Annotated in this window: 20 protein-coding genes and 1 pseudogene; 9 read left to right on the top strand and 12 right to left on the bottom strand. The window is 60.2% G+C overall.

Features of this window, described 5'->3' with window-relative positions:
* The first annotated feature begins 1,572 nt into the window (after window positions 1–1,572).
* The 6 genes from GNK13_RS20905 to GNK13_RS20880 all read left to right on the top strand — a co-directional run bounded on the left by GNK13_RS20905 (window position 1,573) and on the right by GNK13_RS20880 (window position 9,729).
* Complete coding sequence (locus GNK13_RS20905; protein WP_164104595.1) at window positions 1,573–3,258, top strand: efflux RND transporter periplasmic adaptor subunit; 1,686 nt, start codon at window positions 1,573–1,575, stop codon at window positions 3,256–3,258.
* 11 nt (window positions 3,259–3,269) lie between these two features.
* On the top strand, window positions 3,270–6,506 hold the full coding sequence (locus GNK13_RS20900; protein WP_164104554.1) for an efflux RND transporter permease subunit: 3,237 nt from the start codon (window positions 3,270–3,272) through the stop codon (window positions 6,504–6,506).
* Between the two features lie 33 nt (window positions 6,507–6,539).
* A complete protein-coding gene (locus tag GNK13_RS20895; RefSeq protein WP_235935377.1) occupies window positions 6,540–6,917 on the top strand; it encodes an RND transporter in 378 nt (125 codons plus the stop codon).
* 138 nt (window positions 6,918–7,055) lie between these two features.
* Complete coding sequence (locus GNK13_RS20890; RefSeq protein ID WP_164104552.1) at window positions 7,056–7,481, top strand: thioredoxin family protein; 426 nt, start codon at window positions 7,056–7,058, stop codon at window positions 7,479–7,481.
* Between the two features lie 506 nt (window positions 7,482–7,987).
* Window positions 7,988–9,097, top strand: a complete 1,110-nt coding sequence (locus tag GNK13_RS20885) for a cytochrome P450 (RefSeq protein ID WP_235935376.1) — start codon at window positions 7,988–7,990, stop codon at window positions 9,095–9,097.
* Entirely contained in the window at window positions 9,094–9,729 is a 636-nt protein-coding gene (locus tag GNK13_RS20880; RefSeq protein WP_164104549.1) for a cation transporter, read from the top strand. Before GNK13_RS20885 ends, GNK13_RS20880 begins: the two co-directional genes overlap by 4 nt.
* A gap of 344 nt (window positions 9,730–10,073) precedes the next feature.
* Here the strand turns inward: GNK13_RS20880 and GNK13_RS20875 are convergent, their stop codons facing one another.
* From GNK13_RS20875 to GNK13_RS20860, 4 genes are all read right to left on the bottom strand, one after another.
* Complete coding sequence (locus GNK13_RS20875; RefSeq protein ID WP_203545390.1) at window positions 10,074–10,541, bottom strand: hypothetical protein; 468 nt, start codon at window positions 10,539–10,541, stop codon at window positions 10,074–10,076.
* 360 nt (window positions 10,542–10,901) lie between these two features.
* On the bottom strand, window positions 10,902–11,255 hold the full coding sequence (locus GNK13_RS21845) for an integrase core domain-containing protein (protein WP_390622537.1): 354 nt from the start codon (window positions 11,253–11,255) through the stop codon (window positions 10,902–10,904).
* Window positions 11,256–11,343: 88 nt separating this feature from the next.
* The gene (locus GNK13_RS20865; RefSeq protein ID WP_164104545.1) at window positions 11,344–11,787 is read right to left on the bottom strand and encodes an IS3 family transposase; all 444 of its coding nucleotides are present in this window, start codon (window positions 11,785–11,787) and stop codon (window positions 11,344–11,346) included.
* On the bottom strand, window positions 11,784–12,089 hold the full coding sequence (locus GNK13_RS20860) for a transposase (RefSeq protein WP_164104543.1): 306 nt from the start codon (window positions 12,087–12,089) through the stop codon (window positions 11,784–11,786). Before GNK13_RS20860 ends, GNK13_RS20865 begins: the two co-directional genes overlap by 4 nt.
* 180 nt (window positions 12,090–12,269) lie before the next feature.
* Between GNK13_RS20860 and GNK13_RS20855 the strand changes: the two genes are divergently transcribed.
* The 3 genes from GNK13_RS20855 to GNK13_RS20845 all read left to right on the top strand — a co-directional run bounded on the left by GNK13_RS20855 (window position 12,270) and on the right by GNK13_RS20845 (window position 15,803).
* On the top strand, window positions 12,270–14,612 hold the full coding sequence (locus tag GNK13_RS20855; protein ID WP_261345451.1) for a heavy metal translocating P-type ATPase: 2,343 nt from the start codon (window positions 12,270–12,272) through the stop codon (window positions 14,610–14,612).
* Window positions 14,613–15,049: 437 nt separating this feature from the next.
* The gene (locus GNK13_RS20850) at window positions 15,050–15,211 is read left to right on the top strand and encodes a hypothetical protein (RefSeq protein ID WP_164104540.1); all 162 of its coding nucleotides are present in this window, start codon (window positions 15,050–15,052) and stop codon (window positions 15,209–15,211) included.
* A gap of 241 nt (window positions 15,212–15,452) precedes the next feature.
* Complete coding sequence (locus tag GNK13_RS20845) at window positions 15,453–15,803, top strand: heavy-metal-associated domain-containing protein (protein WP_164104538.1); 351 nt, start codon at window positions 15,453–15,455, stop codon at window positions 15,801–15,803.
* 125 nt (window positions 15,804–15,928) lie between these two features.
* Here the strand turns inward: GNK13_RS20845 and arsB are convergent, their stop codons facing one another.
* The 8 genes and pseudogenes from arsB to GNK13_RS20810 form a co-directional block, all read right to left on the bottom strand.
* Complete coding sequence (gene arsB / locus GNK13_RS20840; protein WP_164104536.1) at window positions 15,929–17,137, bottom strand: ACR3 family arsenite efflux transporter; 1,209 nt, start codon at window positions 17,135–17,137, stop codon at window positions 15,929–15,931.
* Between the two features lie 22 nt (window positions 17,138–17,159).
* Window positions 17,160–18,953, bottom strand: a complete 1,794-nt coding sequence (arsA, locus tag GNK13_RS20835; protein WP_164104534.1) for an arsenical pump-driving ATPase — start codon at window positions 18,951–18,953, stop codon at window positions 17,160–17,162.
* 41 nt (window positions 18,954–18,994) lie between these two features.
* On the bottom strand, window positions 18,995–19,426 hold the full coding sequence (gene arsD, locus GNK13_RS20830; RefSeq protein ID WP_164104533.1) for an arsenite efflux transporter metallochaperone ArsD: 432 nt from the start codon (window positions 19,424–19,426) through the stop codon (window positions 18,995–18,997).
* 4 nt (window positions 19,427–19,430) lie between these two features.
* On the bottom strand, window positions 19,431–19,892 hold the full coding sequence (locus tag GNK13_RS20825; protein ID WP_164104531.1) for an arsenate reductase ArsC: 462 nt from the start codon (window positions 19,890–19,892) through the stop codon (window positions 19,431–19,433).
* Complete coding sequence (locus GNK13_RS20820; protein WP_164104529.1) at window positions 19,874–20,239, bottom strand: ArsR/SmtB family transcription factor; 366 nt, start codon at window positions 20,237–20,239, stop codon at window positions 19,874–19,876. Before GNK13_RS20820 ends, GNK13_RS20825 begins: the two co-directional genes overlap by 19 nt.
* A gap of 386 nt (window positions 20,240–20,625) precedes the next feature.
* Entirely contained in the window at window positions 20,626–21,597 is a 972-nt protein-coding gene (locus GNK13_RS20815) for an arsenic resistance protein (RefSeq protein WP_164104527.1), read from the bottom strand.
* A gap of 37 nt (window positions 21,598–21,634) precedes the next feature.
* Window positions 21,635–21,765 (bottom strand): annotated as a pseudogene (locus GNK13_RS22015) (ABC transporter permease); the annotation flags it as partial.
* 57 nt (window positions 21,766–21,822) lie between these two features.
* Window positions 21,823–22,752 (bottom strand): cation diffusion facilitator family transporter, encoded by a 930-nt coding sequence (locus GNK13_RS20810; RefSeq protein WP_235935374.1) that lies wholly within the window; start codon window positions 22,750–22,752, stop codon window positions 21,823–21,825.
* Window positions 22,753–22,863 lie beyond the last annotated feature (111 nt).

The raw sequence follows: 22,863 nt of genomic DNA, 5'->3' as shown, positions 1-22,863 counted from the left end.
AAGCGACGGCCAGAACCAGCAATAAGCTGCTCCAGCGCACCAACGAGGAGGATGGGGAAGAAGGCACCGATAACACCCTGAAAACTCGACCAGGCAAGTCAACCTGACGCAACTATGCCCTTAACCGCTATCGACCGTCAACATTGCATTCTGAAGAGCCATCTGCAAATGCTTCTCAAGTCAAGCTCGCTGATCACCGAAGCAACGAACGAGAGGGCATGCCGGCAGGCGAACGACCGGGACGCGGCGCTCGATCGGGGTTGACTCGCTGTAAATCCGCCCCGCAAATGGGCCCGGTTTCCTCACTCGAAAGGCGCAGAGTGGAGCTGAAAACTTTGAAAGTAGCCGCCCCGAGTGCCGATATACTGTCCGAGCGGGGGAGCTTCAGCGTCCCCGCTTGAAAGTCTTCCCCTGAAGGCGTCAATCCGTCAGGCCTGCTTATTTCTGCCTTGACGCAGAAGCGATTATGCCGATAATGTAGCTGCCCCGAGCCCTGCATATCCACTGGAACTGATCCGTGTTTCGTCTCGCTCTCAACGCCGTCCTTTGCCTACTGGTGCTGGCTTGTCCAGCATGGGGCGGACGTTGCTGTGGCGGCGTGTCTGAGTTTCAGCCACAAGCCACTTCGCCGGAGCAGACTGGCTCGGACGGATGCGGTGCCTGCTGCGAGCGCCATCAGTCGACCGACTCTCCTCTGCCAGACTCGCATGACTGCCGGACCTGCTTCTGTACCGGAGCACTGCCCGATAGCACGAGCGAGGTGGATATTACTGCCGATGTTGAGCTCGTGGTTGGGTTCGTTCAGCCACTCTCTTTCTTCTGCGGTGTCGACGCTTCCACGGACCGACTCGACGCCAGGCTCTCTGGTATCTCACCGCGTGCCGGTCGGCTGATGCTGACCCTCTACTGCACGCTGCTTCTGTAGCGATTGCTCGATCTCGTTCGCTGACGCTCGTCGGTGATTTCGCTGATCCCCAGGCTACGAAGTTCCTTTGGCACTCTAATGTTTCAGCTCGCCTTCATCTCAGTTTTCGCACTCCGTGTGGTGTTTTGTCCGCTCCTCTGCGTGGAGGGTGATGGCGTGCGGACACTTGGCGTCGAGCCATCGGTCACTTGCGCCTGTTCCGGCAGCGAGAAAGAACCTTGTGGAGGCGACAATCTGCCACCGTCTGCCTCGCCATGCGACTGTCCCTATCCGTGTGACTCCGGCTGCGCCTGCCAGTTCATGCCGGAGTTGAACAGTCGCACCGTCACGGCGGAGTTCGAGTTGTCGTTTGACCTTGCTCCAGTATTCTTCGGCACGCCGGACTTCTCGCACGTCTTCCCATGCGAAGAGCATCCGCGGCGACTTGATCTTGAGAGCGGACGTACCGTCCGTCTCGCCTTTGCTTCGTTGCTGATCTAGGCCGCTGCTGGCCATCGTTTGTCCGACCAGTGGTGCTTCCGTGCCGCTTGCGACCGTAATTGCGCGGTGGCTACATCCGCGTGGTTCGACCGCGTTTCCGGTTAGAGTCCGCGGTTGCGACAGTCGCAGTCCGTGCTTGCGCATATTTAAACAGTAGGAACCCTATCATGAGCCACTCAATAGTTCATGCGACGAAATCGAGTCCGTATCGCCATCGCACCGAACCGACTGCAAACGGTCGGTCGGTCGAGACACCCGAAACACAAACAGAAACAACCGCAAAACCTCGCGGCGCCATTCGTCGCGGCGTGTCGTTAGTCCTCGGCAGCATTGGGCCAACGCTGGTGCTTGCGGGCTTTGCGGGAGCCTTCTACTACGGCCATCACAACGACTGGACGATTCCCAAATTTGCCGCGCTCACCGGTTCGGTTGAGCCGGTCGTTAGCGATTGGTGTGAAGAACACTCGGTGCCGGAATCCATCTGCGTCGAGTGTGATCCCACGCTGATGCCCAAAGGTCCTGACTACGGATGGTGCTCTGTGCACGGCGTACATAACTGCCCGCTGCACCATCCCGACGTGGTGCAGCTGAAGGAACCGCCGACGGACCTGGCGAGCGATCTGGAGCGGGCGTCGAGAGCGCTCGCAATCGCACCGCGGAAGGAGAACAACAGTGCCTGCGAAGTCTACAAGACTCGAATTCAGTTCGCGTCAGTCGAGTCGGTTCGGCAAGCGGGCGTTGACGTCGAGCTTATCGAGCGGCAGCCGATAGTCGAATCAGTGACCGGCAGCGCTGAGATCGTTTACGACCCGACTCTACAGGCCAGCCTCGCTTCACGGATCCCGGGAAGCGTGTGGATGGTCGCCAAGAACGTTGGAGATCGTGTCGCTGCGGGTGAAGTTCTCGCGGTTGTTGACGCGGCTGACGTCGGAGAACTCAAGACCACCTTGCTGCGATCGCTCGCCGAGCAAAAGCTCCAGCAACAGAACGTCTCTAGGCTCAAGGATGCCCGCAGCGCCATCGCGGGAGCACGAATTCTCGAGGCGGAGGCCGCCTTGGCGAAAGCTCAAGCTGATGTGCTGAGCGCAGAGCAGTCGCTGCGAAACCTCGGTTTGCCCGTGCAAGCTAATTCACTGCAGGGTCTATCCGAACAACAGGTTCTCGACCACTTGCGATTGCTCGGTATCCCAGATTCGATCCGCGGCCAGCTCGACGGCGGACCTTTGAGCTCAAATCTTTTGCCGATTCGCTCGCCGATTGAGGGTGTCGTTGTTAGTCGCTCGGTATCGCCAGGAGAAGTCGTTGACCCTTCGCGGATTCTGTTTCAGGTCACCGACGTTCGCCAGATGTGGCTGACGCTTCATGTTCCGCTAGAGAAGTTGCAGCAGCTCGCCATCGGACAGACGGTTCGCTTCCACTCTGACGGCAGCGGGCAGACCGTCGAAGGCAAACTGGATTGGATCAGCACTTCGGCAGACAGACTCACTCGCATGGTCGAGGTTCGAGCGGTACTGCCTAACCTCGACGGTCGACTTCGCAATGAGACGTTCGGCACCGGCGAAGTTATCTTGCGGCAGGAGCCTGACGCTATTGTGATTCCAACTGACTCAACGCACTGGGAAGGCTGCTGCCAAATTGTATTCGTCCGAGACAAGAACTACTTCGACAGCCCCGACAGCCCGAAGGTATTTCACGTTCGTTCGGTCCGCTTGGGAGCCGCTAACGGCGGCTACACGGAAGTGATCGCCGGCGTCCTACCGGGCGAAGTCATCGCGACTAGCGGCAGTGATGTGCTGCGGGCGCAGCTACTGAAGAACAATCTTGGCGCAGGATGCGAGTGCGTCGCCGAATAGGGAGAGCATAGATGCTTAACTGGCTTATTGATTTTTCACTGCGGCACCGCGCCCTCGTGATTTTGGCCACGGCGCTGTTCGCCGTCGTCGGCGTCTTCTCGCTCTTCCAGCTGAATATTGATGCGTTCCCGGATACTACACCGGTTCAAATTCAGATCAACACAGTCGCACCATCGCTGGCTTCGGAAGAGATCGAGCGACAAATCACGTTCCCTGTAGAGCAGGCAATCAGCGGATTACCCGGGCTACATGAACTTCGCTCGATTTCAAAGTTCGGATTGTCGCAGGTCGTGGTCATTTTCGACGACGGAATCGACATCTACTTTGCACGGCAACTGATCAACGAGCGACTGTCAACGGTCGAACTGCCCGACGGCATTGACCGGCCGCAGATGGGGCCAGTTTCGACCGGATTGGGGGAAGTCTTCCACTACGTCCTAATCTATGACGGAGTTGACTTCTCGAGGATTTCTCGAGAAGAACGCGTCAAGCGACTAACCGAGCTGCGAACCATTCAAGACTGGGTCGTCAAGCCGCAATTGCGGTCGGTTCCCGGCGTGGCGGAAGTCAATGGTTGGGGTGGCTACGAAAAGCAGTACCAAGTCCGACTCGATCCCGACCGGTTGTTCAAGTACGGACTGACATTCGAGGAGGTGTCCGAAGCGATCAGCGCCAACAACCAGAATGTTGGCGGCGGTACCGTGACCGACGGCAGCGAGATGCTGCTGGTCCACGGTGTCGGTCGCACGGTGAACATTGAGCAGATCGAAGACATCGTCATCACAGCGAAAGATGGCGTCCCGATCCGTGTCAGCGATGTCGCCGACATTCAGATCGGGCACGAAATCCGCCGCGGAGCCGTCACTGCGAACGGCCGAGGCGAAGCGGTGCTCGGCCTGGGCTTCATGCTGATGGGTGAAAATGGTCATGATGTCACTTGGGCAATCAAACAAGAACTCCAGGCCATCCAAGAGTCGTTGCCCGCTGGTGTGAGTATCCAAACCGTCTACGACCGCACCGAACTGATCGATCACGTCATTCACACCGTCCAGAAGAATTTGTTCGAGGGCGGGCTGCTAGTGATCGCGGTGCTGTTCATCTTTCTCGGCAATCTCCGCGCCGGATTGATCGTCGCCCTAGCGATCCCACTGTCAATGCTGTTCGCGTTCTCAGGAATGCTTCGATTCGGGATTGCAGCCAGTCTGCTCAGTCTCGGTGCGATCGATTTCGGGCTGGTCGTCGATAGCTCGGTCGTAATGATCGAGAACTGCGTGCGGCATTTGGCCCATAACAAGGACGGCCGCAGTCGTTTGGAAATCATTCGCGATGCGGCAGTAGAAGTTCGTAAACCGACGATGTTCGGCGAACTGATCATCATGATCGTCTACCTGCCGATCTTGACGCTCGAAGGCATCGAAGGAAAGTTGTTCCGTCCGATGGCCCTGACCGTGATCATGGCGCTAGCCGGATCGATGGTTCTGTCACTGACGCTGATGCCGGTACTGGCGAGTCTGTTCCTGCCGAAGAACCTTCAAGAGAAAGAGCCGTTATTGATCCGGGTTCTCAAACGGCTCTACGCACCGGTCCTGCGGTTCACGATGCACCACAAAACGTTTGTAATCGGTACGGCAGTGCTGTTGCTGGTCAGCGTTTTCGGACTCGTGGCCCCCAATCTTGGCTCGGAGTTTCAGCCGCGGCTTTCCGAAGGCGCCATCACGATCAACGTCGTGCGACTTGCGGGAACGCCGCTGGAAGAGTCCATGCGCTACAACACGCAAATGGAGCAGGTGCTGCTGGAAAAGTTCCCTGACGAGATTGCCCAGGTGTGGAGTCGAATCGGAACGGCTGAAGTTGCCACGGACCCGATGGGAACGGAGCTAACGGACTTATTTATAACGCTGCATCCGCGCGATGAGTGGACGCGAGCCGAGACGCAGGAGGAGCTGACCGTTCTGGTCCAGGAGGAGCTCCGTGATCTGCCTGGTCCGCGGCTGGCGATGTCGCAGCCCATCGAAATGCGGATGAATGAGATGATCTCCGGCGTGCGATCAGACGTTGCCGCGATTCTTTACGGCGATGATCTTGACCTAATGGTGGAGAAGGCGTCGGAGATTGAACGTGCGTTGAATACGGTTCCCGGTGCCGAGGACGTCAAGGTCGAGCAGGTGTCGGGCCAACCGGTGCTACAAATCCGGATCAAGCAAAATGAGATTGCTCGTTATGGTATCCCGGCCAGCACGATCATGAATCTTGTCCGCTCTCTGGGTACCTATGATGTCGGCGAAGTGTATGAGGGACAACTGCGATTCCCGCTGATCGTTCGGCTGCCAGAGAAGGCGAGGACCAACCCCGACGCCATCCGACAGATTCTAGTCGCGACGCCCTCGGGCGAGAGAATCCCACTGTCACGCTTGGCAACAATTGAAATGGTCGATGGCTACAACACGATCAAGCGTGATTGGTATCAGCGACGGATCACGATTGAAGCCAACGTTCGCGGACGCGACATTGGTAGCTTTGTCGCCGAAGCTCAACGTGTTGTTGATGAAAAGGTGCAACTGCCCGCTGGCCGATACCGCGTCGAATGGGGCGGCCAGTTTGAGAACTTGCAACGCGCCCGGACGCGGCTGATGATCGTCGTGCCGATCGCGTTGTTGATGATCCTCTCGTTGCTTTACATGACATATCGCAATTGGATTGATTCGTTACGCGTCTTCACCGGCGTGCCGTTCGCTTGGATCGGCGGCGTGCTGGCGCTATGGATTCGCGACATGCCGTTCTCAGTCCCGGCGGCGGTCGGCTTCATCGCGTTGTCGGGCGTCGCCGTGCTGGACGACATGCTGCTTGTCTCGACGATTCGACAACTCCGACGACTTGGCCGGTCGCTGGATGACGCGGTGGAAGAAGCAGCCATGACGCGGCTAAGGCCGATCCTGATGACCACGTTGGTGGCCAGCCTTGGCTTTCTGCCGATGGCGTTCAGCACCGGCATGGGTGCGGAAGTTCAAAGGCCGTTGGCAACCGTAGTGATCGGTGGCGTTTGTAGCGCCATGATCATGAGTTTGCTCGTCCTACGAGTGCTCTACGTCGTGTTTAACCTGCCGACGGAGAGTTTTGATGACGATGGCGGAGACGATGACGGTCATCGTCACCAGCCAGATGAACCGACCGATCCGGACGTCGAGCAAGAGTTTGATTCCGGGCATGTGCCCGGGCACGGACGAATGCCCGAACGATTGACGGTCTAAACTTTGATTCGGCGAAGCCGAAAGGAACTTGAGATGAATTGGATGTTCACGACCCGCAGTCGCTCGCTCGGGATGCTGGGGATGCTCGGATTGTTGTCGCTGAGCGTCGTCGCTCTTAGCGGTTGCGGACAGGGCGAGACCGCGTCGGAAAATACCGCCGAGACACCCGCAGTAACCACCGTCGACCATAGCCACGACGGCTGGTGGTGTGTCGAACATGGCATCCCGGAAGAGGAATGTGCTTTGTGCGATACAAGCTTGGTATCGGCGTTCAAAGAGTCTGGCGATTGGTGCGACGAGCATGCACGCCCCGAATCGCAGTGCTTTATTTGTAGCCCGTCGCGTTTCGACAAATTCGCAGCTCAGTACGAAGCCAAGACGGGGCGTCAGCCTCCGAAGCCCACTGAGTAAGCCGCAAGGCGACGAAACCGGCCATCCGCGAGTGGTGGCCAATGAGCCAACTGAGATCTAACTTGAATGACCGCCGCGGGTGCGGCGCAGCGATTGCACCCGCGGCGGACAGTTGGAACACTTCCCCTACGAGCCCATATGCAATTTAGACTCATCGCAGTGCTAACGATCTTCGCTGCGGCGATCGCCGGCTGCGATACGCACACCCGCTCGCCACATACGTCGAGCAATCCGTCGACCGCCCCACAGCCGGTCCAACTGACCGATGAAAACTTCGCTCGTGAAGTCCTTCAGAGCGATCTCCCCGTTCTGGTCGACATGTGGGCTCCGTGGTGTCAGCCATGCATCGCGATGAAACCCACCATTCAGGAGATCACCAAAGAACTTGCTGGCAGCGTCAAAGTCGCTGAGTTGAATATCGAAGAGCATCCATTCATTAAGGAGAAGTACGCTGTAGACAGGTATCCGATGCTGCTGCTGTTCGACAACGGTCAGGAGGTTGAGCGATGGATCGGCGCGAAATCGCGGACAGAGTTGCTGAATCTCCTCGATATATACGACTGATGACAGAAGGGATATCGGCGGGTAGTTGGATGTAACTGATTGGGGACTGCATGTGAAGCAACGGAATCTACATATCGTCAGCCTGGATTGCGAACATGACGCCTCGCGGCTCCGCCGCTCTCTGCAAGACGTGCCCGGCGTGGAAGTGTTGCAGATTTCGCCGGTGGCATGTCGGGTGCGGCTCGCGCTAGATGACTCCCAAATCTCGCCCGAGGAACTGGAGTCGCGGCTGAGCGCCGCTGGCTTTCCAGTGGCGCGAGACACGGAGCGAGTTGGCGCCCCTCCGTGGGGACGATCGACAGGACCTCAGGGCCAGCACGCCGCCTTGAGTTCCCTTACCCGATTGTCTTAAGAGAAATGGTCACATGCCCCACATACCTCACGACACAAGCTTGGATTCCACTCTGGCGCTGGTGGGCGATCCCTACCGATTCATCTCGAGGAGATGTAAACACTATCAGTCCAACCTCTTTCAGACCCGGCTCGGTCTCCGAAAGATCATTTGCATGACGGGGCCGGAGGCGGCCGCATTGTTCTACGACGAGGATCGCTTCGTTCGGCGTGGCGTGGCCCCCGGCTGGCTCAAGAAGACGCTGTTCGGCAAGGGCGGTGTTCAGGGGCTGGACGGTGAGGCGCACCGGCACCGCAAGCAGATGTTCATGTCCTTAATGGGGCCTGAGCGCGTCGAGCGGCTGAGGGCGATGACTGCCGAGCGGTGGCAGGTCTATGTGCAGACGTGGTCGGGGATGGACCGAGTCGTTCTCTACGACGAGGTGAACGAGCTTTTGACCACGGCCGTCTGCGAGTGGGCTGGTGTCCCGCTTGCAGAGCCCGAGGTCGGCCGGCGGACGGAGGAGCTGATGGCGATGTTCGACCGAGCGGCGGCACTCAGCCCGGCCCACCTGTGGTCCCGGCTGGCCCGCCGACGGGCCGAGCGATGGATTGGGAATCTGATCGAGGAGGTCCGCGCCGGCCGGCTCAAACCGCCTGAGGAGAGCGCGGCCTGGGTGATCGCGATGCACCGGGATCTGAAGGGCGATTTGCTGGACCGGCACACGGCGGCGGTTGAACTGATCAACGTCCTCCGCCCGACGGTGGCCGTCTCAGTCTTCATTGTGTTCGCCGCGATGGCGCTCCACCATTACCCGCGGTGCCGGGAAAAACTCGCGGCAGGGGAGCCCGGGTTCTCGGACCTGTTCGCACAGGAGGTCCGGCGGTTCTATCCATTCTTCCCGGCCGTCATGGCGCGGGTCCGGCAGGACTTCGAGTGGAAGGGCTACCGCTTCCCCGAAGGATGGCTGGTGGCGCTGGATCTGTACGGCACCAACCACGACCTGCAGACGTGGGATGCACCGGACGAGTTCCGGCCGGAGCGGTTCCGCCACTGGGACGGGAACCCGTTCAACTTCATCCCCCAAGGCGGCGGCGACCACTACGTCAACCACCGCTGCCCGGGCGAATGGAACGCGATGGAACTGGTCAAGGTGGCGGCGGGCTTCCTGGCCAAAAGCGTCACCTACGACGTGCCGGAACAAGACTTGAGCATCGACTACGCGCGGCTGCCGGCCCTGCCGCGGAGCCGTTTCGTCATCTGCAACGTCAAGGAGAGCGAATGACCCTGGATGACGACGAACCCCAGCTCAACGCCGAAGACGCCGCCGAGCGGCGCACCCTCAAGTGGGTGCTCGGCATCAACGCCACACAGGTCGCTGTCGCGGGCGCCGGGGGAATCCTGGCACAGTCCACGGGTCTGCTGGGCGCCGCCCTGGACAACCTCGGGGACGCAGCCGTCTACGTCGTCGCGCTGTTCGCGGTTGGCCGGGGGGTTGCCGCCAAGGCGCGCGCCGCACGGCTGTCTGGCGTGCTCCTGATTGTGATGGCTCTAGTGTTGCTCGGCGAGATCGTCCGGCGGTTCGTCACGGGATCCGAGCCGATCGGGTGGGCCATGATCGTCACAGCCGTCGTGAACGCGGCGACTAACCTGCTCAACCTGCGGTTGCTGCGGTCACACCGCGAACAGGGCGTGCACCTGAAGGCGTCGTGGATCTTCACCACGAACGACATGATCGCCAATCTCGGCATTGTCGCGTCCGGCATGGCGGTGATGCTCTTGCAGTCTCGGCTTCCCGATTTGCTGATCGGCATGGTAGTCGTCGGGATCGTGATCCACGGCGGCTGGGAAATTCTGGAACACGCGCGCGAGGCGCGTACGCGGCCGATTCGGCCTCGCTCAACGGGGATTAAGTGAAGGCCGATGTCATCAACCATGAAAGGTGCTTCACATCGCCGAGATGGACTGCGAAGCAAGAGGATGTGACAGACCTCTCCGCAGCACAACCGCACCTATTGACCACTGCGCGAGTAGGTTGTCCTCCCTGCCCGTCGAAACGCTGCAAATCACCGGCTCTCGCTCGTCCCTGCGGGCAACTTGCTCGCGCATTGGTCAATAAACTCAGACGGCCCTTTTCGTCAGCGACCTATCAGGCCCAAGAACGACGCTACGGCCCGAGGCCGCCTGTAAGCGACTCACGCCCCTCCGGAAGCATGCTTTCTGCAGCATGGGGATTCCTCCGACGGGACGGGAGTGTCTGTTCAGTGCGGAATACTGCGGGCACGCCGTTGATCGCGATCTGCGAGTGCATTCACGCTCAGCCCGCCCTCTGCTTTGCTCGCCCAATCCGCGCGCCCGTGGCGATCGGCGGCGGGTAGCGACCGCCCCAACGCTCGGAGCACCGCAGCAACCAGCGGTTTCGGTCGGCCCTTGGTTTCTACCAAAGCAGATAGATGCGACACCCGTCCCCACAATCGATCGCGATCCGATACGTGGTCAAAGTACAGGATGACACCGCACGAGGGGGACCGGCCGCAGAGTTTCCCTGCACACCGCCAGCCGCTCTGGTAGCGTTGGTCGCCACCAATCACCAACAGATCGATTTCGCTTCCCCGCGCTAAACGCAGGGCTTCATATACGTCAGATGCCTGTAGAGCGACCACATCTGCGCTGAACAATTTCGTGGCGACCTGCTCACGGAACGGGTGTGAGTCATCAACCAGCATCACACGTGATTGGCCACTCCGAGGTGGCGAATCTGGCACGTCGGCAGCGGTGGTTCGGGCGGCCAACGTAGGCGTGATCCATACATAGTCGGATCGCCGATTCGCTTTTTCCTGGCACGACAACATAACAGAGGTCCTTCTGTGGTGCGCCGCATGGCGCAAGTAGCAGTACGAATAGCCCGTTGAAAGAAGGTCACGCGAGCGTCGTGACCGGCGTGGGGCTGTTCAACACTGCCAGCGGCAGAATGCTACACAGAAGCAAGGAGAGACTGGCGGGCGACTGCAGGGGCACCGAGGCGAACGCTCGCTCCACTCTTGAGGTTTGCGTTGGCCCAGGACTGGCGGACACCGGGGATAAGAAGTTTACGCGGCTAGAACGTTGGCGTGTTGCGCCTCGAACTGGTTCGGCGTCAGGTAATCGAGTGACTGATGGATTCGGTCAGTGTTGTAAAAGGTTTCGATGTACCGAAACACGCTCAGCCTCGCGTCTTGAATATCGGCGAACGTTTCAAACTTCGTCCATTCGTGCTTCAGTGACCAGAAGAATCGCTCCATCACGGCGTTGTCGTAACAGCAGCCGGTTCGGCTCATCGAACAGCTGATCCCCAAAGTGCGAAGAGTCGATTGATAGTCTTCACTCGTGTACTGACAGCCGCGATCGCTGTGGTGCAGCAGTTCGCCTGGTTTCGGGCCGCGCGATTCGATCGCCTGCCGCAGGGCGCTGCTAATCTACGGGAGTCGCCAGACTCTCGGAGATGTCCCAGCCCACGACCTTGCGGCTGAACAGATCGAGAACGACGGCGAGTTAAACCCAACCTGCCGCAGTCGGCAGGTAAGTGATATCGGCGACCCACTTTTGGTTCGGGGCCGTCGCGGTGAACTGCTGTGCGAGCAGGTTGGGCGCCGGTTGCTTGGAGGGATCGGTCTGAGTCGTGGTCGGTTTGAACTTCGCCGAAACACGGCTTTTCAGCCCCATCTCACGCATCGCCTTGGCAACCGTATTGCGGCACGCGGTCTCCAGACTCGAGGCGGTCTCGAGAGTGCGGGCGATCTTGGTGCTGCCGTACCCCTGATTGGACGACTCGAAAACAGCGGCGACGCATTCGCGGATGCGGGCCGACCGCTGAGCCCTCGGTCCCGGCTGGGCCTTGCGAGAGCGATAGAATCCGCTCGTGCTCACCTGCAGAGCCCGACACATCACGGCGACCGGGTAGGAGTCTCGATGATCTTGAATCCAGGCGTATTTCACTGTGACTCCTTCGCGAAGTACGCCGTAGCTTTTTTTAGGATTTCGCGTTCCAGTTCGGCCTTCCGGAGTTCACGCCTGAGGCGCTGATTCTCCTCTCTGAGCTCCTGGAGCGAGGCGTCCTCGCCCGCAGGCTGGGGCGTGGGGGCGAGCTGCCTGTGCCAGAGCCTCAGACTCCCCTCGCCGACTCCGACCGACTTCGCTGCGGAACGAAAGGAGTACCCTTGTTTGACGACCAGATCGACGGCGTCGCGTTTGAACTCGTCGCTAAATGATCGTCGTTTGTGCTGTGATTCCTTGGACATGATGATCTCCTAGGGAGATTCTCGGAAAATCCCCCGGTGTCCACCAGTCCTGGGCCAACGCGCTATCATGTGGCTGAGAGCACAGCCCAGAAATATTTTAGGCGGCTCCGCATTTGCGGGGTCTGGTCTCCAGACCGGTACTGTGCATTTTCCTTCAGGCTGTGAGCATGGGGGCTAACCGTGACGACACGCAATCAATCTGTACCGTCGAGCGCGGGAACGGCCGCCCGCTGTGAGTTTCGCGTCGGAGGTATGGATTGCCCGAGTTGCGCCGACGAAATCCAGCGCTCCCTCCGCACTCTTGAGGGAGTTGACGATGTCCAGGTCGACGTGGTCGGAGGACGAGTCCGCGTGGAGTACGCCGAGGGCAAACTGGCACGGGGCGATCTGAGCGGGGCCATTCGCCGTGTCGGCTACCGCGTAGAGGAAGGTGAGGCCCGGCGGGCGGTGTTTCATGTCGCCGAGATGGACTGCGCCGATGAGGTGCGGCAGATCGAGGACCTGTTGGGACGCCTCCCTGGCGTCATTGATCTGCAATTCGATCTGATCGCCCGGCGTTTAATCGTCGAGGGGAGTCTTTCCGCCGCCGAGATCCAGCGGGCGATCGGTGAACTGGGGATGACCGCCCGGGTCGAAGGAGAGGAAGCTCAAGCTCCCAGTTTTTGGCAGCGTCATGGCCGGCTCGTGATGGCGTCGCTCTCCGGCGTGTTCCTCCTGCTGGGATTGACGCTCGGTTGGGCTGGTGTGGCCGACGCTTTCATGGTCCCGCTGCTAGCGCTCTCGGGGCTCACCGGCGCCTGGTACATCGCTCCTCGCGCTTGGCGTGCAGCGCGGCATGGCGCCCTGGACATGAACTTCTTGATGATGATTGCGGCGATCGGCGCGGTGGTGATCGGCGAGTGGAGCGAAGCGGCGTCGGTCGTCTTTTTGTTTTCGGTCGCGCAAGTCCTCGAAACGCATTCGATGGACCGGGCGCGAAACGCGATCAAGAAACTGATGGACCTCGCCCCCACCGAAGCGACCGTGCTCCGCGACGGTCGCGAGGTCACGGTCCCAGCGGACCGCGTCGAGCCCAATGAGACGATCGTGGTCCGCCCGGGCCAGAAGATTCCACTCGACGGCGAGATCCTCCAGGGACGTTCGGCGATCAATCAGGCATCCATCACGGGCGAATCGATGCCGGTCGACAAGGAACCAGGCGACGAGGTGTTCGCCGGGTCGATCAACGAACAAGGGCTGCTGCAGATCCGAGTGACGAAGCTCGTTCAGGACACGACGCTGGCGCGGATCATTCATGCGGTCGAGGAGGCGCAGGCGAGCCGTGCACCGTCGCAGTCCCTCGTCGACCGCTTCGCTCGCGTCTACACGCCGCTCGTCGTGGGCCTCGCCGCGGTGGTGTTCCTCGTCCCGCCGCTGGTGGGCTGGGGGCCGTGGGAGACGTGGTTCTATCGAGCCCTGGCGTTGCTCGTCGTCGCCTGCCCGTGTGCTCTTGTGATCTCCACCCCCGTTTCGTTGGTCAGCGGCCTTGCGGGCGCGGCTCGCCAGGGGATTCTGATCAAGGGCGGTTTGCATCTCGAAAACATTGGAAAGATCACGACGCTCGCCTTCGACAAGACCGGCACCCTGACCGAAGGCCAGCCGAGGGTTACCGACGTGATCGCCCTCGGCGCTGAGGACGAAGCGTCCGTGCTGCGGCTCACCGCGGCGTTGGAGCACGGATCGACGCATCCGATTGCACGGGCCATTCTCGCCCATGCCGAGCAGCAGGCGATGGAGTTTCCCGAGGCGACCGAATTCAACGAATTGGTGGGGCGGGGAGTCGAGGCTCGAGTGGAAGGACGGCTGCTTACGGTGGGCAACGAGCGGCTCTGCCGAGAACGGGGAATCGACGCGCGGGTTTCGGAGATTCTGCGGCCCCTCGAGCACGAAGGCAAAACGGCAGTCACGCTGCTCGAGGGAACCGAGCCTCTGGGAGTGATTGCCGTCGCGGACCAGCCGCGCGGCGAAGCGGCCGAGGCGATGGCGAGGCTCCGCCGCAGCGGAATTGGCAAACTCATCATGCTCACCGGCGACAACGAAGCGACGGCCCACGCGGTCGCCGACCGTCTCGGTCTGGATGACTTCCATGCCGAACTGCTTCCCGAGGATAAAGTCGAAGTGGTTCGCCAAGCGGAAGCCAGGGGAGAACGGGTCGCCTTTGTCGGTGACGGGGTGAACGATGCACCGGCGCTTGCCGCAGCGACGGTCGGCATTGCCATGGGCGCCGCGGGGACCGATGCAGCCCTGGAAACCGCGGACATGGCGCTCATGACTGACTCGCTTTCACAGCTCTCGACCGGCGTCCGAATGAGTCGCAAGACGCTGCGGATCATCAAGCAAAACATCGTTTTCTCGCTGAGCATCAAAGCCGTGTTTGTCGTGCTCGCAGTCGGCGGCTGGGCGACGCTCTGGATGGCGGTCGCCGCCGACATGGGAGCCTCGCTGGCCGTGATCGCCAACGGTCTGCGGGCGCTGCGAGACTGAAAGCGGCACGTCCCCGACTTATGGACCTCACAACCCCCTCGGTTTACAAGCACCGTACGCGCAAGCAAATCAACCGCGACGCGTTATGGAAAGATTCTCGCAAGCAGAAAATCGGCATCATGGACAAAGCCTGCTGTTGTGCCTCTGCCACAATGCCCGATATAAGGAGTGGCCGTCATTCAGTGACCGATCGCGCATAGGCCGTGGCTGTACAGATGCTTCGCGTTCTTCTCCTGCTACTGATCACTTCCCTGCTGGTATGCCCGGTGCGCTGCCAAGCGGGAGAATTGCCAGCAGTCCAGGAGTCTGCGGCTACGGCCTGCGGCTGCTGTAGCCCACAGCCAGCGATACCCAGTCGCGGCTGCCCCGACAACGATTGTGACTGTGGCGATTGCATCTGCCATGGGGCCATTCTGAGTAGCGGAGCGGAACTGTCGGTGGCGGCGGTTCTGGATTTCGCCGCCGTCGCTTCTTTGACAGGCAGCGACATCGAACGGCCGTTTGCCGAGGCTGCCTCGGCGGTCGATCCGGCCTCTAGCCGTTGCGTCTACGCCAGCGGTCGCGATGCGCGCATTGCGTATCAATCTTTGCTGATTTGATTCAGTTTCTTCTGCGCGTGCTCTCACGCGGTTGAGCTTTGAAATGTTTCGCCATTCCAGGAACTCGTAGGTTCGGTTGCGCTCGCGCGACCACAGCGAGCGGTGGTGTTGCCAATCGCCGCGATGCTTCTGGAAAGCCATCCATCAGGTTTGGGTAATTGACCGGTAGGCTGCACGCGGCGGTCGTGCGCGGCTGGGTCATCCCGTTTCTTAGTACGGTTTCAGAAAGAGGAGTTTAGGCATGTTGAAGTTCTCTCGTCGGACCGGTTTGGTTGCAGGATTCGCGCTCTTGGTCGCAGTCGTCGCAACCGCGTCGCCGCTCGCCGCGGCGGATGGGGAGAAGACGAACACGGTGATGACCGTGGGTGAAATGTGTGGTGGTTGCGTGAAAAAGATCACCAAGCGGTTCGACGGCATCCGAGGCATCGCTGGCGTGAAGTGCAGTATTGAGCACCAAAGCGTGACGGTCGCCCCTGAGCCGGGGGTTCGTCTGAGCCCGCGGGGCGTCTGGGATTTGATGGCAGGCATCGGCAAGACGCCGACGAAGATGGTTTCTCCGGCCGGTACCTTTACGTCGCGACCGCCTCGGTAAAAGGCGTGTCTCGACAAAATGGTTGAGGCAAGCGGGAATTGCACGGGCGACTCTCGCTTGCCTCAGCACTCGTCCCATTCCTTTTCGGAACATGCACGCAAGCATGCGCCGGCTAAGTCACCGGACTATTGCATCGGGCCCTGCGAATCGCTCCGCGGTGCAACTGAGACTTGGCGGGTAACCGAGCACGCTTGCGGCCCAGCGGCTGCGATGACTGCCGCCGGATCGAGCTCGCTTTCCTGGACCACACCGCCGTAAAGCCGACGCAGGAAATACAAGCTCACGTGTACCAGTCCAATTAGGACGGGAACCTCCACGAGCGGGCCGACCACCGTCGCGAAGGCCACCGGCGAGGCAATGCCGAAGACAGCGATCGCCACGGCGATAGCCAACTCAAAATTGTTGCCCGAAGCGGTGAATGCCAGCGTGGCAGAGCGCGAGTAGTCCGCCCCGACCTTCCATGCCATAAAAAAGCTCACCAGGAACATGATCCCAAAATAGCCGCCCAACGGGATCGCAATCCAAAACACGTCCAGCGGCTGTTGTATGATCCGCTCGCCTTGCGTCGAGAACATCACCACGATCGTAAAGAGCAGTGCGGTGAGCGTAATTGGCGAGATCAGCGGTACAAATTCGCGGTCGTACCACTCGCTTCCCTTGAGCGGAACGAGAATCACTCGACTAAGGATTCCGGCAGCGAACGGAATCCCCAAATAAATGATGACGCTGGCAAAAACTTCGCCGATCCCGACGTCGACTGTGGTCCCCTCGAGTCCGAACATCGGTGGAAGCACGGTAATGAATATCCAGGCATAGATGCCGAACGTCAGGATTTGAAAGATGCTGTTCAGCGCGACTAGCCCAGCGGCATACTCGCTGTTTCCCCGGGCGAGCTGATTCCAGACCAACACCATCGCGATGCATCGGGCGATCCCGACGAGGATCAAGCCGACCATATAATGGCCCCACCGCTCGTCAGCTCCGAACAGCCCCGGTGCAATGAACCCAAAGAAACCGACCGCCAAAACAAACATAAGAACCGGTCCCACGATCCAGTTTTGCAGCAGCGACAGACCTAGAACCTTGAAGTCGGAAAAGACTTTGGGCATCAATTCATACTTCACCTTGGCGAGCGGCGGGTACATCATGAGGATCAATCCGGCGGCGATCAGCAGGTTCGTGTGCTCGCCGATCGTCAGCACCTCGTTGAACCGCTCGATACTCGCTTGGAATAAGTAGCCGATCGCCACTCCCAACGCCATCGCGCAAAAGATCCAGACCGTCAGGTAACGGTCCAAGAGTGAAAGTTCTCCGGCAACACGTTGCTCTGCCATGACAGCTCTCTCAGACTCCTCGTTATGTATTCTTGGCGGAGCGTGCTGCGGTATGACACAACTCGCGGAGCGCCGCTGGGCCGACCGGCTCCTTCGCCACCCAGGGCGTCAACGCTAGCCGCGATGCGAACTGCTCACGGACTTTCTCGATCTGTGCCAGTTCCGAATGGGCGCGAGCGGTCAGCAGCGGATCGCTCGGTCCGGCCGCAGCCAGCGAAGCGTTCAGCACCCAAGCCCACGGTTCCACTCCCGCCCGCCGCAGGTCTTCCTGTAGCGCCGCCGCCTCCAGAACCGGTGTCGTCTCCGGTAGCGCCACAATCAGCATCTTCGTCTGTTTGGGATCCTGCAGCCGCATCATTGGGGTGATGATGCGGTTGGCCTCCTTCATGTGACGTACGACGTCGCGGTGGTAGGAACCGGTGGCGTCGAGCAACAGCAGCGTATGACCGGTCGGTGCGGTGTCCATGACGACGAATTTGCTGCTCGCCTCGCGGAGCACTCGAGAGAACGCCTGGAAGACCGCAATTTCCTCGGTACACGGCGAACGCAGATCTTCCTCCAGCAGTGCTCGCCCCTGGTCGTCGAGGTTCTTGCCTTTCGTCTCGAGCACATGCTGTCGATAGCGTTCGGTCTCGACCAGAGGATCGATCCGGCTGACCTGTACGTGCTCGACCTCCGACTCGATCGTCTCGGCGATGTGGGCCGCTGGATCGGTCGTGGTGAGATGGACGTCGTGCCCGCGAGCGGCCAGTTCGACCGCCACGGCGGCAGCAACGGTCGTTTTGCCCACGCCCCCTTTGCCGAGCACCATCACCAAGCCGTGCCCGTCCGCTTCGATCGCGTCGACCAGTTCACTCAGCGACGGCACATCGGCCCCCGGAGCCGTCATCGACTGGTCGTCAGCAATGGCCAATGGCTGCGACTCCCCAAGCAGCCCCCGCAGCGCGTCGAGACCGACGAGGTTCATCGGCAGCAGTTCCACATCGTCGCGTGGCAATTGCCGGAGTGCGTCGGGGATATTCTGAAGCGCCTCGGCGTCGTGGTCGCGCATCGCGCGGGCCAGCGGATCGCCGCTGCCCGTGTCGGGCATTAGGCCGTTGACGATCAGCCGCTGGTTATGGACGCCCAGCGACTTGAGCTCGCCGCTGGTACGTGCCGCCTCGCCGAGCGCTGCCCGCTGGGGACGGCTGACCAATAGCACTGAAGTCCGCCGGCCGTCGGCAAGCGTCTCAACAGCCGCCTGATATTGCTGTCGCTGTTTCTCCAGGCCCGCCAGAGGGCCCAGACATGATGCACCGCTTTCATTGGTTGCTAAGAATTCCGACCAGGCTCGCGGCAGCTTCAGCAGGCGGAGCGTATGACCCGTCGGTGCGGTATCGAAAATGATATGGTCAAATCGCTCGTGCACCGCCGGATCGGTCAGCAGAGCAGTGAATTCATCAAAGGCTGCGATCTCCGTGGTACACGCCCCGGAAAGCTCTTCCTCCATCTTCGCGACGACGGCCGTGGGCAACTGACCACGGACCGGCCCCACGATGCGGTCGCGGTACGTTTGAGCGGCCGCCTCGGGGTCGATATTCAGCGCGAAGAGACCTGGTACCTCAACAATGGAGGTCGGCTCGTGCTCGTCGATCTCGACCCCGAAAACATGAGCGAGATTTGAGGCCGGATCGGTGCTGACCAACAGCACCTGCTTGCCAGCATCGGCTAGCCGGACGGCGGTAGCACAAGCCAGCGACGTTTTCCCAACCCCGCCCTTGCCAGTGAAAAACAGGTGCTTGGTCGCCCCCTCGTGCCAGCTGCGGGTCGTGGTCATTGCATTTCTCTTATTATTCGCTTCGGTCGATTACAACGCGCTCAGCAACACCCACTGTCATTCCCTTTGCTACCACCACAGCAGCCGCCGCCAGGCGGAACGACTGACAGTGAGGGGCTTTGACGTTGCAGTTCAGAAGGCTGAGCTCCAGGATTCTGGTCGACTCTCGCAGAGAGCCCCACCATTTCCGCCAGCCGTTGCCGCGCGGGGTATTCCCCATGACTGACGACGGAGCCGTCGATGATCACCACCGGCAATCCTTCGCCGTCGGTCTCGCGGAGGACACGAGCCACGTCTGGTTGGTTGACGAAAGCTGCCGGCTCCTGCGAAAGGTTGTACCGGCGAACCTGCATTCCCTGACGCTTGAGCCAATCAAGGTCCGCTGAGAATTGAGCCAGCCTCTCGTCCGGCTCGGGACCGCAAACGCCCGTGCTGCAGCACATCGGCGGATCGAACACTTCAATCGTGGCCATTGTTTTAAACCTCATCAGTCAGGGTGTTTTGTGTTTTCAGAGCCTCGGGCAGCGTCGCAACAAAAGCCCGAATCTCATCACGCACGCGGCGGTAATGATCGAGCGCCTTTGCCGAATCGGTTTCTTGTGTGGCAAGCTTCGGAGGATCGTCGAATCCGACATGCACCACCTCCGCGTCTCCGGGAAAGACCGGGCAGGTCTCATGGGCGTGGCCGCACACCGTGACGACGTAGTCAAACCGCACATCCTGCAGATCGGCTAAGGTTTTGCTGTAGTGGCCGGAAATGTCGACATCGGCCTCTCGCATCACCTGGACGGCATTGGGGTTCAGCCCATGCTTTTCGATCCCGGCCGAGTAGGGATTGATTTGCTCGGATTTCAGATGCCGCGCCCATCCTTCAGCCATCTGTGAGCGGCACGAGTTGCCCGTACAAAGAAAGAGCACATTTAGCTTCGGTTGTAGCATCCAGCTAATTCCTCCAGGTCTGTATTGCGGACACAGCACAGTTTGGCCGCATCGGCGGTGATGACAGGTTCCTCTTCCAGCGATTTCAGCGTCCAGCGAATCGCTTCGCGAACGACCGGCGGGGCGCCGCGGCCGGCAAGCTTGTAGTAATGCCAGCGGCCCTCTTTGCGTCGCTCGACGAGATTTGCCCTGCGGAGCAGCTCCACGTGCTTGGAGACGGTGGAAGGCGCGAGCCCCAGGACTTCGACGATCTGGCAGAGGCAGAGTTCGCCTTCGCGCAGACTGAGCAAGATCCGAACCCGGTTCTCGTCGCTGAACGCCTTCGTAATCGACATAAACTGCTGCATAAATCCACTCCTTCACTTCGCCAACTAACGAAGTGTAGGGAGCAGGAATCAGCCGGTCAAGGGTTGCCGGTTTGCCGCTATTGGGAGCCGTAGATGCGGCTCTTGCCAATCCGGCAGACCGCCCGCGAACGCAGCGGAGCGTCCCCCCGGGTATTGGCGACGCGGTTCTTGGCGATGCGTCAGCCTGCTCCTGTCGAGTGTCCAGCCTGAAACACCAGCCTGAAACCTACGGACGGAGCGGACGGAACCCAACCACGCGATGTCGATGCGCGATGGGGGCAGCCGATAAAAAGGGGGACAGAGTGGGATGCTCTCTGAAGACTACTGGCGCAGCTTCTTTGACATCGAGCAGACCTTAAGCCACGGTTTGACGCAGGTGCAACGGCTCAAATAGCGGCTCGGCCAGTGCCCGGCAGCACACGCTTGAGGAACTGCGAGACGACAGCGAGGAGCGGCAGTTCGATGAGCGGCCCGATCACCAGCGATAGGGCGATTAGCGGCCGCTCGGGAAATGCGGCCACGGCGATCGCCAACGCAATCGGAGAGTTGCGCGCAAGTGTCGCAAAACACAATGCCACGCAATCACCGCGGTCGAAGGGAGCCAATCTCGCAATGACGAGTCCCAGCCCAAGGTTGACACCGAAGAAGACCAACAGTGGCGGTAAGAGCCAAACAATGATCTCTGGGCGGTCGACAAGTGTGCTTCCTTGCGAAGCGAACATTGCCGAGATGGCGAGCAACAGAAAAACCAACTGAAGCGGCGCGATGCGAGACAGCACGCTCCCTTCTAGCCAGTCCACACCCTTGGCCCAAATGGCTACCGCCCGGGCAAGAGTGGCCACAATCAACGGCAGGACCAGCACCCACAGCACGCTTTCCACGAGTAAGCGAGCATCGAGGGTCACAAACGCCCCCACATAGACGAGCAGGTAGATCGGCAGGAGTAACAACTGAAGAATCAGGTGCCAGGGCAATTGGGCCGTGGCCAGCCGGACATTACCACCGGTTAAATGGATGAATACTAGATACCAGTCGGTACACGGCGTCACCAGAAGCATCAGCAAACCGATGCGCAGCTCAGGCTGTTCGATTAGGAAGACGATTCCCAGGACCCAAGCAAAGAGTGGCGTCCAAAGAAAGTTGATCCCCAGATTCCAGCCGGTGAAACGGAGATCCGCAAACGCTCGTCCAAGGCCCCGTAGCGGGACGTGCAGGAACACGCCGGCTAGCATGAGCATGAGAAACGGAACGACCAGTGTCCCAGCGGACTCGCTCACCCAAGAGACCTGCCCCAGCAGTAGCCCCAGCACGACCGACAGTAATATGAAAATGGGCTGAGATTTCTCCCAGAAGCTCATCCGTTCCTTCCTTCCACCTGTACGCGGTGCGTGCGAGTTATGCCTGCCGCAGTGCGCTGACGATCGGCACACTGGCGATCTGAACCGCGGGTGCGAAACCGGCTGCAATGCCGACGACGCCCGAAACGCTATCGTCGCTCCTTCGGCACTAATGGCAAAGCCGCCCATCGCCGACGTTCCGCACGGAGAGTTTTCCAGCGAATTCGTAGAGGCCAGTCTGTCGCATCAGTGTGGCGTCACCTGCCCGTGGTGCTCCGTCCCACCCAGCTGTTCATCGGAAAGTTCAAACTCCAGCGTGGAGTGGCCAATCTCGAATTGCTCCTCAAGCACCCGTTTGAGACTGTGTTTGACAGCTCGCATCTGATTGACGGCGGAGGGGTCGATGACGACGTGCGCTTCCATCGCGCAATGGGACTCGTCGAGCTGCCAAATATGCACGTGGTGGATCTCCTCGACGAGCTCGTGCCCCTGCATGGCCTGCACGACTTCATCAAAGTCGATCCCTGGTGGCGCAGCTCCCATCAAGATTCTGGCGGCTTTGGGCAGCATCGTCAGCGCCTGGTACAAAACGTATCCGGCGATCACGAGCGTCAGCAATGGATCGATCCAATAGACATCGAGATAGATGATTGCTAGCCCACCCAGCAGGACCGCCACCGAAGCGGCTGCGTCCGTCATATTGTGGACGAATGCCGCCCGCACGTTGAGGTTGCCCCGGCTCATCACCCACAGCAGCACGGCGGTGGCAATGTCAACGACCAACGCCAGCCCGGCAGCTGCCATCATGAGCCACCCGGTGATTTCTTTCGGTTCGATGAACCGCATCACCGCCTCGTAGATCAGGTACAGCCCGACCATTGCGAGTGCGGTCAGATTGATCATCGCACCGATCAACTCGGCCCGCCGGTAGCCAAAGGTAAAGGCTTTCGTCGCCTGGCGCCGCGACACGCGACGAGCGATATAGGCGATGAGCAGTGCCATCGCGTCGTTGAAGTTGTGCAGCGCATCGGCCATCAGCGCGAGGCTGCCGGAAAAAACCCCCGCGACGATCTGCCCTAACGTGAGCAATTGGTTCAGACCAACGGCCCACAAGAGCCGCGAGTCGCTGACCCCCGAAACGTCATGCGCGTGGCCAGCGTGGCTGTCAGCGTCCATTCCGGAATCGTCGTGCGTGTTCATAAGATACGGAGAGTGGCCTGCGGAATGAGCCACGAAGCCTTGCGGACGAATCTTAAACGGCTTGCGAGCAGCGGCACAGTTTGCACG

It is taken from the genome of Candidatus Laterigemmans baculatus, assembly GCF_010367455.1.
Lineage (GTDB): Bacteria > Planctomycetota > Planctomycetia > Pirellulales > Pirellulaceae > Laterigemmans > Laterigemmans baculatus.
This window is presented reverse-complemented; position numbering and strand designations above follow the sequence as displayed.